This window comes from Flavobacterium sp. WC2409, assembly GCF_041200085.1.
In the GTDB taxonomy this organism is placed as follows: Bacteria; Bacteroidota; Bacteroidia; order Flavobacteriales; family Flavobacteriaceae; genus Flavobacterium.
The window spans coordinates 1,036,360-1,049,616 of the sequence record NZ_CP165625.1; the positions used below are offsets into that span (position 1 = coordinate 1,036,360).

The 13,257-nt window shown below is 30.8% G+C and carries 7 protein-coding genes; 6 read left to right on the forward strand and 1 reads right to left on the reverse strand.

Going from position 1 to position 13,257, the window contains the following annotated elements; genetic code table 11:
• Nucleotides 1-114 precede the first annotated feature (114 nt).
• The 4 genes from AB3G34_RS04560 (at nucleotide 115) to AB3G34_RS04575 (ending at nucleotide 8,269) form a co-directional block, all read left to right on the forward strand.
• Nucleotides 115-1,992 (forward strand): ATP-binding protein, encoded by a 1,878-nt coding sequence (locus tag AB3G34_RS04560; RefSeq protein WP_369753579.1) that lies wholly within the window; start codon nucleotides 115-117, stop codon nucleotides 1,990-1,992.
• A 405-nt stretch (nucleotides 1,993-2,397) separates the two neighbouring features.
• The gene (locus AB3G34_RS04565; protein ID WP_369753580.1) at nucleotides 2,398-5,082 is read left to right on the forward strand and encodes a hypothetical protein; all 2,685 of its coding nucleotides are present in this window, start codon (nucleotides 2,398-2,400) and stop codon (nucleotides 5,080-5,082) included.
• A complete protein-coding gene (locus tag AB3G34_RS04570) occupies nucleotides 5,082-6,575 on the forward strand; it encodes a hypothetical protein (protein ID WP_369753581.1) in 1,494 nt (497 codons plus the stop codon). The genes AB3G34_RS04565 and AB3G34_RS04570 overlap by 1 nt, the downstream gene beginning before the upstream one ends.
• 371 nt (nucleotides 6,576-6,946) lie before the next feature.
• Complete coding sequence (locus AB3G34_RS04575) at nucleotides 6,947-8,269, forward strand: hypothetical protein (protein ID WP_369753582.1); 1,323 nt, start codon at nucleotides 6,947-6,949, stop codon at nucleotides 8,267-8,269.
• Between the two features lie 108 nt (nucleotides 8,270-8,377).
• Here the strand turns inward: AB3G34_RS04575 and AB3G34_RS04580 are convergent, their stop codons facing one another.
• Nucleotides 8,378-9,106 (reverse strand): S1/P1 nuclease, encoded by a 729-nt coding sequence (locus AB3G34_RS04580; RefSeq protein WP_369753583.1) that lies wholly within the window; start codon nucleotides 9,104-9,106, stop codon nucleotides 8,378-8,380.
• A 247-nt stretch (nucleotides 9,107-9,353) separates the two neighbouring features.
• Here AB3G34_RS04580 and AB3G34_RS04585 point away from each other — a divergent pair, with 247 nt between their 5' ends.
• Entirely contained in the window at nucleotides 9,354-11,486 is a 2,133-nt protein-coding gene (locus AB3G34_RS04585; RefSeq protein WP_369753584.1) for an ATP-dependent endonuclease, read from the forward strand.
• On the forward strand, nucleotides 11,479-13,221 hold the full coding sequence (locus AB3G34_RS04590) for a UvrD-helicase domain-containing protein (protein ID WP_369753585.1): 1,743 nt from the start codon (nucleotides 11,479-11,481) through the stop codon (nucleotides 13,219-13,221). The genes AB3G34_RS04585 and AB3G34_RS04590 overlap by 8 nt, the downstream gene beginning before the upstream one ends.
• The last annotated feature ends 36 nt before the right edge of the window (nucleotides 13,222-13,257 follow it).

A 13,257-nucleotide genomic window follows, 5' to 3' on the forward strand; every position in this document is an offset into this window, starting at 1 on the left:
TTTGGTACAGTGCAGTAAATAGCCATTTTATCGAATAAAGCAAACCTAATTTAGGCGGATTGTAGCCACTTTGTAGATACTATATAATACATTTTACCAAAAAAAAGCGAAAAAATGAAATTATCAGAAATAAAGTTAAAGAATTTCAGAAATTACAGAACAGAAACATCATTCAAAATGAATGATTTAGCGTGTATAATTGGGAAGAATGATATTGGAAAATCAACAATTTTAGAATCTTTGAGTTGTTTTTTTAATGACGAAATTGATAAAAATGATTTATCCGTAGATTCAAATACTGACACGATTGAGATAACCTGTGTTTTTGATGACTTACCAGAAATATTGATTTTAGATGCAACAGTAGAAACTTCTCTTGAAGAAGAGTCTTTGTTAAATACAAATAACAAATTAGAAATAAAAAAGTGCTTTAAAATTGGAAATACTACATCAAAATCAACTTATATAATTGCAAATCATCATATTGATGATAGGTTGAAAAACATTTTGTGCTTAAAAAATTCCCCTCTTAAAGCATTAGCAATTGAAGTTAATGCAAATTTAGAAGGCATAAATAAAACTAAAAATACATTATTAAGAAAAGCTATAAGAGAAGTTATTGATAGTGATAAAACTTTGATGGAAATAAAAGTTGATGGTAGTTTAGATACCGAAAATAATTTAAAAACCTTATGGCCAAAATTAAATGGCTATTTGCCAATATTTTCATTATTCAAAGTAGATAAATCTATTGACGATAAAGATAAAGATGTTCAAGATCCAATGAAGCAAGCAATAAAGGAAACTTTAGCAATTCCTGAAATAAAAGCTTTATTAGAACAAATTGAAATTCAGATTAAAGAAAAATCAACAGAAGTTGCAGATAGAACAATTGAAAAATTAAAAGAAATCGATTTAAGTTTAGCGGAAACTATGAAGTCAGATTTTAATAAACTACCAAGTTGGGATAAAATTTTTGATTTAACTCTATTAAACGAACAAAATATACCATTAAATAAACGTGGAAGTGGTGTTAAAAGATTAGTTTTATTAAGCTTTTTTCAAGCGCAAGCCGAAAAAAAGAAAATTGATAAAAACTCACCATCTATAATTTATGGAATTGAGGAGCCTGAAACAGCACAACATCCAAATCATCAAAAAATATTAATCAAATCACTTTGTGAATTAAGTGAACGAAATAATGTGCAAGTTCTTTTTACTACACATAGCTCAAATTTAGTTAAAGAAATTCCAATGGAATCATTAATTTACATTTCAAAAGACGAAAATAATGATAACATAATCGAATACGGAATAGACTTCGAAACTGAACAAGTGAATGAAAACACAATCGACAAAATTATTGAGGCTTTAGGAGTTTTACCTAATCCAAGTGATAAAATAAATAAGCTTTTGTTTGTAGAAGGGAATCACGATATTAATGCTTTGATTAGATATAGCAAAATATTAAATATTCACGATAACCAAATTAAAAATTTAGAAGAAAGAAACGATGTCGGTATAATAATTTCTGGCGGTTCGTGTTTAAAGTTTTATGTTGATAATAAATATTTAGATGGCTTGAACAAAGCCGAAGTTCATATTTATGATAATGATATTCCGGACTATAAAAATTATGTTGAAAAAATAAACTTAGAGCCAAATAAGACAGCATTTAATACTACCAAATTAGAGCTTGAAAGCTATTTAACCAAAGAAGCTATTGAAGAAGCTTATGCAAGTAATGGAACAATAATTAATTTACCACAAATTACAGATTTAATGGATGTTCCAAATGTTGTTGCAAGAACATTATATGAAACTACACCAGAAAAAGTTTGGGAAAATCTAGAGGAAATACAACAAAAGAAAAGGGAATCAAAAGTAAAAAAACTATTAAATACTCAAGCAGTTGAAAAGATGACAATTGAGAGATTGATTGAAAGAAATGCACTTGAAGAATTTAAAAGTTGGTTCAATAGCTTAAACTAAAAAGAAAAAACGATCTGCCAACAGCTGACGCAAGTGATTTGGGTAATTGGCTTAATGGAAAGTTAGTTTTGAAAGATAAAAAGAAATAATTAGCTAAATGATTTGCAATCCATACCAAAAAACTGCTTGAATGTATAATTGATTTAGAAAAAGAATAAACACAAGGACATTTAATCAAAGACCATTTAAAAAAGCCAAATTTATAGTGCTCAATTTTGGAATTGCTGTTAAATACAGAAATATTATTTTGTGCTAACTAATGTTTGAAAATTTATTTTTATTTAATGTAATTGTATTTTATTATAGATTTATCTTAGCTACGTTTTGAAATATCCTAACAAAGATTTTTAGTTTTTATTACTAAGGGTAATTCACGTATAATTTTATTTCTTCATATACATTTTTATGGCAAGTTCCCTAGATAACGACTTAAGATTTAATAACTCAATCGAATTGGCGCGCACGAGCAAACGCTTAATTCCAGAAATACAACATTGGTGTTCGCATTTAAAAATACAGTCTGAATATGGTGGCTTAATCGGTAAAATGGGTCTGCCAACAATGAATTATGTTTCTTGTCCACAAGCCAATGGTGGAGGCGGAATGAATTTGGAATGGGTTGCCAATGATTTTATAATTCAAAACTGTCAGAATTGTCAGTCCCACGCTGAAGTTTTTCACAAGAACTTTGGACGGATAGCAATTGAAAGGCATCGGGACTACAAAGAAAAACAGGATTGTGAGCAGGTAGAAGAAGAAAAAATAATTAACGAAGTAAGGTCAAAAATAAAAGGAAAAATCCTTGATCGTTTTAAGTCTTCAAAGACAACCGAAGTTTCAATCTTAAAGTTAGTTGATAAACTTAATGATGCCGTTGATAGATTGGCTGTGGCACAAAGTGTTTTGGAGTCGAGTAAACTGAAGCCTGCTTTTTTCAATTCATTGGCACTAGACTACTTGGTTCTATTTCTTGATGACGAAAATATTTCTCCAGAAATTTCACAAGCGTTGGTAAATGTAGTACTTCTTGCCCCAGACAAGTTATCCGATTTTTCACGGGAGCGCGTCAAAGATTCAATTGCAAGAGGGGAAAATCACAATGATCTTGTACAATTAGCTGCTTGTTTACAACTGCAGGAAAATGAGGAATTGCTTTTAATTGATATGTTATTAAAAAAGTATACAATTGAGGACATAAGGGGGCATAGCGATCCTTTTGAAAATCCCCAACCTTTTATAATAAAACACTTTAAAGAATTTTATGATTGTGCACCGGAAAATTTTATATCAGTTATAGAAAGTGCCTTAAAACATCCTGTTTCTTTAATTCGCAAAAATGTCTGCTTTATATTGTACCAATCGTATCTGGTCGATAGAAATATGGTTACCTCTTTTTTCGACAAAATGATACTGGCATTCAATGTAGATGAGGATGAGGATGGCGGAGCTGATTGGGCTATTTGTCGTACTTTAATAAAGTTTTGCTACACCGACTGTAATTTGGTTCAAAATAGCATAGATAATTGTTTCTCAAAATTATCCAAGGCTGGTAAAGTTCAGATTTTAAAATTCTATGATAATTTTTTGAAATCTGATGATCTAAGGGAATCTTTTCCCGAAGTAAGCGATATTCTTATTGATAAGATCATAGGATTCGCTGGTAAAAATGAATTAGAAGATGATTTGGAAACACCTTATTCAGTACTTAGAAATTTGACAAGGTCATATCCAGCAAAGTTTAATACTAAGTTTGAAACATTTGTCGGCTTCTTGATAACTACCCTGAAGGAGAAAAATACATTCAATTGGTACAAAGAAAATCTGGATACAAATACGGCAACGTTTAATCCGCTTACGAATTTAAATGTTTATGAAATCATGGAGAAGGAAACTAAAATTTCTTCAAAGCTTTCCAATGTTAGAGAGATGATTTCGTATGTACTAGAAGAAAATCAATACACAAACTTTGAAAACGTTATAAAAATTATCCGGAACCTAGATTCAAAAAAGGATGAAGAATCTGAATTAAAAATTTATCTGATAGATGCTGTTCGTTCTGCAAAATGTTCCAATATAAACCTGGTTCAGATTCTTCCAGATCTTTACAATTGGATCCTCGATATGAATGCATTGGCAGTAAGAATGGAAGCGCTTAAACTTTTAGCAGTTTTAGTCGAGAAGCATTTTGAAATTCTACCGCAAACACTGATTGACTTATTACAGATATTGATAAATGACACTGAAGTTGTGATAAAAAAATTGGCAATTGATGCATATGGAGAAATCCTCGTTAAAAAACCTGCTATAATTAGAGAAGATACAATCAACTTTTTAATTGACCAATATGACAGTCGATATATTGGCATCCATCAAGCTATGTCGGGCCTGACATATAAACTCTTTGAAATTTTGCCGACCGAAAAGCATGGAAAACTTTACAGTAAAATTATTTTACTGCTACACGCACACTCACAGGAAAAAGATAAAAAACAAGATCTGTACGAAAATTTGTTTCGTCAGGCTCTATTTCTTAACCGAAAGATTAACGGTGAAAAGTTTGCAACTTTTGAACGAAATATAGTTGAAAACTATTTAATACCTGATTGTTATACACATGATTTCTATAAAGGGGAGAAGGCCATTAAGACGCTAACTGATTTGCGGAGAAAAAATGATGCGTTAAATGACCTTTGGCTTCGCGCAGCATTAAATTTTATATATAAGTATCAGCCTCATAGACACGAGGGATCTATTTCTAATTCATTTAGAAAAGATTACTACAAAGAAATGTATAAACTTAAACGATCAGAAATTCTCAAAGAATTTGTGACCATAAATGACTACATAGGTAAGTATGTCGTTGACGCAGATCTTTATGACTATGATACTATAAACATGCTGAATGTTCTGGGTTATTTTAGTTTGCATACTGAGATCAGACAATTATGCGACAATATTATTTCTAAAGTTATTGAAGTTCCATCACTTACATATTTTTTCCGTGTTGTAAATGGCCACAAATTTCTATCGGAATTAGCTGCATCTAGTGAGAGTGATACTTTACCCCAGTTTTTACAAAATACAAAATAATGGCTACACTTTACGAACCGGACCTCGTTGAACTTCAAAGACAATTACGTCTTGACGTTGCGAAATTATTTTCTGCTTTTAGTCTTGATCGCGTTTCAGCCATGCTGAAGGGAAGAGAAAAAATTGAACAATTACAGATGGCGCTGCTAACTGCCACTGAGGGTAATAGGGAGAATTTAATTTTTAGAAACGAAAAGCTTTTATTGGATAGTATTTTCATACTTTTTGAATGGTGTGAAAAAACATTAATGGGAAGCAAAGATGCAGAGGCAAAACTAAATGCTGCCTTAGCAAACAGTAATTTATTCGACTTAAACACTTTTTCATATTTAGAAGTGTTTTACGATAAAATCGTGAAGATTAAGCTCCTTATTAATGAGATTGATGCCAGTCATTTGGACAATGTGAAAATTGTAGTGAAATTATTTCTTCAATTACAACATCCAACGATCGCATACTTAAACTCTGATAATTCATATAAAATTAATTTTCAGAGCAACGAGGAAATAATAGAGTCTAAACCTGAATTAATTGTGATTTCACTTGAATTTTATCTTCAAGAAACTCCGTGGGCAAATCCACAGGTGTTAAAAGCAAAGGAAATTTACACAATTACAGGGACGTTAAAATTTAATAAATTCCCTGAAAACTTTAAAGTACTGAAAATCTTGTCAGCAACAACTTCTTCCGAAATTTTTGAATTAAAGTTAGCTGATGTGGAGATCACTAATGAATTAGAGTATAACATTGAAGGAACATTATTATTTAAATATGCGCAAAGCAATTTCGAAGATAATTTATCAATCAAACTTGTTCCTTATTTAATCGGAAATGCGAAGGAGGAATTACAGCCGGTGATAATAGGTTATGATGAATTAAATGCTAAGATTCTGGATCAGAATAATATCTTGTTTCAGACAGGATTCGAAACCATTAACAAGAAAGTATTTGAGATATATACCAATCCACTTTTGGCAAAAATTGACTTACAGGATAGAAATGAATTTATAACACTCCTCAACAGTATTGCCAATTTTCAGGGATATTGTCTTCAGAGTGGCTTATATAAAAACGTTTCTTCTCTAAAAGAAGACCAATTTAGGGACAAACTTATCCAACACCTTACTGCCAATCCTCAAATTGGTGGAAAAGTTGTAAAAGAATCTCAAGTTGCCGGAGGAAGAGTAGAGATTGCATACAAAGGTCATATTGCTGAATTAAAAGTTGAAACAGCAACATCAGACCGTGCAAAACTAATGAAAAAATTTTCCTCTCAGGCGGTGGCATATGCCTCTGGCAACGGAAAGTCAGCATCTATAGTTTGCGTTTTAGATTTGACAGAAAAAATACTGCCACCGGGTTCTCCCGCAAATAATATTATTCTAAAGTCGCCTTCAATTCATGGCTTTGAAGATGTTCAATCTAATGCCCATGTTCAGGTATTTGTATTCATTGATGGCAATACTAAAAATCCTAGTGAGTATAGTAGATAATTTATTACAATTTTACACAGAGGGGGTTGTAGGGCTTTACTTCAGAGGTAAGTATTATGACAATAAGAGGAGATGGTGTCTTAATGATAGTTGGAGGAGTAGGGGGAAGGAGTGAAAAGATGCTGAGAGGTGTCTTTTTTTGCATAAAATTATTATCTTTAAGGTAATGAAAAAGATCATGAAGAATAATAGAAATGCTTTTGTAGGCTTGGTATATAAAACTCAGCCAGAGTTGAGTATATACAACAAAAAAATAAACAGATATACTTAGTTCTCATTCAAATAACTGTGTATATAAATAAGTTGTACGCAACATTGAAACCGCCCCGCCACTTATTTATTAACAGAAATTTTTAATAAATTACAAAGCCATGAAAAATTTAAAACTTGTATATCTAATCTTTATCATTACGTTTACTGCTTATGGTCAAAATGATTGCGACAAAGCGCTTGAATTTCAAGACGAAATAAATATTAATAATTCCGGTAAAACAGTAAAGGAAATACATACTTGGCTTAAATCTTCTTCTTTTAGAGAATATGCTTCCTCATTTGCTGCTGGAGGAGGTGTAGAGTTCCCAATTGATGGTATTCCTGTAGGATTTGATGCAAGTACTACTGATACAGATTATCAAAAGCTCTACGATGCGATTGATAAAGGAGATTCTTATTTTTATAGTAATGAATTCAAACAAAATCTGTATAAAAAAACACTCAAAGAAAAGGCATATGATGTATGGTTAGAATGTATAAAATTGAAAACAGCAAATCAAATTCCAACAATTAAAGAACAGAACAATATAATTGGTGAAATTACCAATGTAGGTGATGATTTTTTTATTCTTAAACTTAAATGGAAACCTACAGCTGGTATAAATACTGTTAAACTAAAAAAACCTATTATAATAGGAGCAGAATGCGTAGATAATACTTTGTTTAACAATGAGATTAGTTCTGAATTTATTAGCATCCCGTTTTATAGAGACAAACAAAAAGAGGTTCAAATAATTTTAAATACTAATGATAACAGAGGTTCCTTTAGTTTAAAACTTCCTAAAGCTAATCAAATAATTTCTGTTAACACAGAGATAAATAAATTACCGAAAGAAACATTTGAAGTAAATGGGGTTAGAGTTATCGGGCAATTTACAATTGAACCTATAAGTATATCATTTGAGATTGATGCAATAAGAAAAATAATTCTTAGTTCTGAATTAGTTGGAACAATAAAATTTAATGTTTTAGATACTAAAACAGAATTAGAGAGAGATAAAATACCTGAATCTAGACAACTAAATCTTAAAAGAGTTACCGACAGTTTTGACGAACAAAACAATTGGCGAAGAAGAGAATTTTCTGTTGATAACATTAATGGACTTGAATTTTCCAAAAAATTTTACGGAAAAAAAATAAAAAAGTCCATTATAAATAATGATTATAATTATTCTTCCTCATTAGGTCAATCTAAACGAAAAGTACCTGCTTTTAATGAAGAAACTAAATGGTCAGGAGAACGTAATTATAAAATTTACATTACAAATATAATATTCACTGAGAATTCAATGAATGGCGTTTTAGTAATTGAAACTGGGTTTCCATATTCCTCAGAAGGCGTAAAAGGACAGTCCTCATATATACCTTTTAGAGATACTGGGAAAACGACGTTTAAACAAAGTATAAATATTAACTATTAGTATTAAATCTAAAATGCAGCGTACAATACAGGTTTTGCGCTATTGCAGGTTTTGCGCTTAGTTTTAAGTTTGTTTCTTATAACTTGAAAGCGGAATTTAATATTACTGCTAACCGAATGCCAGCTTTTTGGATTTGTGATTGAATTGTGATTGCACTAGAGTTACATAATAATCTTTTATTTTTGCTCCTCCAGTGTTATAAATAGTATCGAGTAGGCTTCGGGATTCTTTTGACCAAGCTATAACATCAATTGTTTGCAATTTGTTCATTTCTTTCTTAGAAAACTGGGCTCCTAAACAGTCTTTTAGAGCTATGTTTCTGTAATAAATAATACCGGAATCCCAGAAGGAATGAAGGTTTGTACCTTGACCCTTATAATTAATCTGCATTGTATTGCCTCCTTTATCTGAACCATATCCCACATGCAATGGCTGATGTAGGTCGCCTACTAGATGGAAAATAATAAGTATTTTGGTTTTGATTTCTTCTTTAGTGAGGTTTTTATTGTTTTGCAGTTCTTTAATGGCTTGGTTTAAAATGAAAATAATATTACTTCCGGATCTTTCAAACACCTCAGCGCCTTTGTCAAAGTTTACATAATGATATGGCTTCATATAATCGTAAATATGGTCATCTTTGATATTATCCATCCAATTGGCAGCGTCTTCAATAGTCATTCCATCTAAGTATCCTAAAACTATTTTTTTAGTGTTTTTATCCAAATAATTAAAAGCCACTTCAGCAACTAGAGCGTGACCATTTTTACCCCATGCTAAAGCTTTGGTTGGTAACAAGGAAAGAGTGAATAGAATGGTAACTAGGATGTGCTTTTTCATTAGTAATGGATTTATTGAGGGGTTTTCTATTGAACAAATGTATGAATTTTTTTATTTTTGATAATATGGAAAAGCATCAAGAAAAATAGAAATGGTTTTGTATGTTTGGAGAATGATTCTCAAGTTTTTTGATTAAAAAGTGAGAGTATAAGCAAGTTAGAGGTCATACTGAAAGATAGAAGAAGTATTGATAAAAATGAAAACCTAACGCATTAAGAACAACTGTGAAGACAAAAAATAATTTAAAATGTATATATCAAAGCTATCAATAAGGAATTTTAGAAACTTTCGGAATGTATCATTAAACTTCAATAAAGGTGTTAATACCATTATTGGGGAGAATGGTTGTGGAAAGACGAACTTATTTCACGCAATTAGGATACTTGTTGATGAAAGTATGCCTAGAATAACAAAACTATATGAAAGCGATTTTAATCGATCTATAGGTGAATGGGCAGGAAATTGGATTATTATCCAAATTGAATTTAAAGAACTAGATTCCAGTGAAGAGGCACAGTCAATTGCAATGCATAAAGTTGGCACTGTAGATGACTTCGATAATTCTAAAGGTACATATTCGATGTTCTTTAGGCCGAGGATTGATATTCGACGTATTCTTTTTGAGCTTTCTGAGGATTTGAATGCATCAAAAGAAGATCTTGAAAAAGTATTAGCAGGAATTTCATTAAATGACTATGAAACAGTTTTTGCTGGCAGAGGAAATGTTGATTTTTCAGATGATACTAGTTATTCTAAATATGTAGGTGATTTTGATTCAATTATTTTTCCAGATCCCGATAATGAACAAACTGATGTTTACGGAGTAAAGATGTATGGTATTTCAATTCCAAATGAATTCGCTTGCACATTTGCAAAAGCTCTTAGAGATGTTGAATCCGATTTGCGTTCATATAGAGACAATCCTTTATTAAATCTCTTAAGAGATAAAGAAAAAAATATATCAATCGATAAAAAGGTTGAGATAGAGGAGCAAGTTACAGTATTAAATAATAATATTTCTAACCTTGATGAAGTAAAGGCAGTCTCCACAGGGATTTCGCAGAGTATTAAAGAAACTGTTGGTGAAACATATGCACCAAATGTTAATATTAAATCTGAATTACCTGCTGAAATGGAGAAATTGCTTCAGTCTTTGAAATTATGGGTTGGAGATTCTGATGAAGAAGATCATGAAGGAAGGCTATGGGAGTTAAGCTTAGGTGGCGCAAATCTTATATATCTTTCACTTAAATTGTTGGAATTTGAAAAAATAAAAAAGGAAAATAAGATAGCAAATTTTATATTAATTGAAGAACCAGAGGCACACATACATACACATATTCAGAAAACCCTATTTCAAAAATTAGACAATCAAAAAACACAAATTTTTATATCTACACACTCTACTCATATTTCATCAGTAAGTGCTATCGGTTCAATGAATATTTTGGGGAAAGGAAGAAAAAGAACTGAAGTTTATGATCCCGCAAACAATCTTGACGATAAAAATGTCATTAAATTGGAAAGATATTTAGATGCAAATAGAACTAATTTATTATTTGCAAAAGGTGTTATATTGGTTGAGGGAGATGCTGAACATATTTTAATACCTACATTAATCAAAAAAGTATTAGGAGTTACTTTAGATGAACTTGGGATTTCTTTGATAAATATAGGAAGTACAGGTTTTGAAAATCTTGCTCAATTATTCCATGAAGATAGAGTAAAAAGAAATTGTAGTATTTTGACAGATAATGACATTTCAATTGTCGAGTTACCTGACCCCTTAATAGGTGATTCAGAATACGAAAAATCCTGTAGGCAATCTGAAATATCAGGAAAGTTAAGAAAAGAAAAACTGGACGAGTATTGCAAAGAAAATATTTTTGTAAAACCATTTTATGCAAAACATACTTTTGAAGTTGACTTTTTAATGGCAGATAATACTGTGGAAATAATTAGTACAGTTGAAAAGGAATATAAAAAAGATGTTGATAAAAAACGAATAGAAAAACTTTTAAAAGATAAGGATATTGCTATATCAGGAAAGGAAGTTTTGCGCCTAGCAGAAAAGTTTGGGAAAGGTTGGTTCGCAATTATGGTTTCTGAGAATATTGATAATATTACAATAATTCCAGATTATATTTTGGATGCGATTGTATTTTCTTGCCATAATTTTAACAATGGGACATTGCTATCAATAGCTAGGTATAGGGCTAAATCACTGATTGATAGACATTTTTCAGATGATAATACCGATTACGAAAATTTATTAAAAGAGCTTAATTCTTGTGGAACCCAGTCAGAAGCAATACAATATTTTAAATCTAAGTTACCAGATGATGTTTTGACTAAATTAATAGATAGGATTAATGCTTAAAGGTTTAAATGAGCAACAAAGAGATGCAGTAACAGAGCAAGGAAGTGTTTTGTTGACAGCATGCCCAGGAAGTGGCAAGACTCGTGCACTTACTTATAAGATTGCATATGAATTAGAACGACTGACTAGTCCTAAAAAAATTATAGTAGCAGTTACATTTACAAATAGAGCCGCAGATGAAATTAAAAAGAGAATTAGAGATCTGAATGCTGATGATACTAATTTATGGGCGGGTACTATTCATTCATTCTGCCTAGAATGGATATTAAGACCATATATGTGTTATCTGAGGGAACTTAAAAACGGATTTTCAATCTCTGATGAATACAATTCAGAAAGTCTAATTAGTGAATTAAAGATAAAATATAATATAAGCTTTTGGGATTCCGTTTCAACGAGATATTTAGCTTCTGGTGAGAAAGAAGAAATAATAAATAGAGCACTTATTGATGATTATCATGAATTACTTATGATTGATAAATTAATTGATTTTGATCAGATATTACATTATTCGTATAAACTTCTTTCTTCATTTCCTAAAATATCAGAGACGCTTAAAAATATGTTTCAATTGATTTGTGTGGATGAATATCAAGATACTCAAGAATTACAATACGCTATATTAGCTAAGATAATGCATGGTAAAACAGGTAAATGTAAAATGTTTATAGTTGGTGATGCAGATCAGGCAATATATGGTTCTTTAGGAGGAGTGGCTAAAACACATAAAGAAATACAACTAGAATTTAGTACAGCATTTATTAAAAGGGAGTTATCCGGAAATTACAGGAGTAATCAACAATTAATCGATTATTATCGAAATTTTCAAACTTCGGATATAGATATTAAGGCACTAGGTGTAAATGCAAATGATTCAGCTATTATTACATACAATAAGGCTATTCACAAAGATGAATTAGTGAAGTATATTGTAAAAATAATTGGAGATAAAATTTCAGAAGGTATTCCAGAACATGAAATTTGTGTTCTTGCCCCCACTTGGTATTTGGTGATTCCAATGGGAAGAAAGTTAAAGTCGCTAATGCCAAGTGTTAATTTTGATGCGGTTGGTCTTTCTCCTCTGTTAAAAAATAAAGAAAATGTTTGGTTTAAAATTGCTAGATTATTTCTTGTGTCGCCTTCGCCAAAATCTTATTTAACTAGAAAAAGGTGGGCCACTGAACTTATAAATGAGCTAAATGATTTCGGTGTTTTATTGTTTGAAGATACTCCACATAAATCTAAAGCATTATTAAAACTTACTAATACCATCAGTTCAAATGAAAATGATGGTTTGGCTTACTTAAAAGAATGTTTTATTAATTTATTTAAACAATTAGAAGTAGATATAGATTATAATGACCATCTAAAAATACATTGGGAAACGTTCTTTCAAGGAGCTGAAAAAAGATTAGAAAATCCTGATTTTGATTTAGCAAAAGATATAGAAAGTTTCAAGAAAATGTTTAAACATGAAGAAGGTGTTGTTGTGAATACTTGTCATGGGATAAAAGGAGAAGAATTTGATACAGTTATTTCTTTCGGCTTATTACATGGAAAATTGCCAAATTGGAATGAAACAACTCCGAAAGCTGCTGAAAAATTGTTATATGTAATTTGTTCAAGAGCAAAACGCGAATTGCACTTAATTTCAGAAACAGGAAGAGTGACAGGTTCAAGAAGACCTTACAATCCGACAGCTCAATTAAATGCGGTTACATATGATTATGATTAAAGAAAACTTAAATTTATTAGAACGAAATAAACAAAT

Coding starts and splice junctions, on each gene's coding strand:
- AB3G34_RS04590 (WP_369753585.1), top strand. CDS start 11,479: ATGCTTAAAGGTTTAAATGAGCAACAAAGAGATGCAGTAACAGAGCAA.
- AB3G34_RS04580 (WP_369753583.1), bottom strand. CDS start 9,106: ATGAAAAAGCACATCCTAGTTACCATTCTATTCACTCTTTCCTTGTTA.
- AB3G34_RS04585 (WP_369753584.1), top strand. CDS start 9,354: ATGTATATATCAAAGCTATCAATAAGGAATTTTAGAAACTTTCGGAAT.
- AB3G34_RS04565 (WP_369753580.1), top strand. CDS start 2,398: ATGGCAAGTTCCCTAGATAACGACTTAAGATTTAATAACTCAATCGAA.
- AB3G34_RS04575 (WP_369753582.1), top strand. CDS start 6,947: ATGAAAAATTTAAAACTTGTATATCTAATCTTTATCATTACGTTTACT.
- AB3G34_RS04560 (WP_369753579.1), top strand. CDS start 115: ATGAAATTATCAGAAATAAAGTTAAAGAATTTCAGAAATTACAGAACA.
- AB3G34_RS04570 (WP_369753581.1), top strand. CDS start 5,082: ATGGCTACACTTTACGAACCGGACCTCGTTGAACTTCAAAGACAATTA.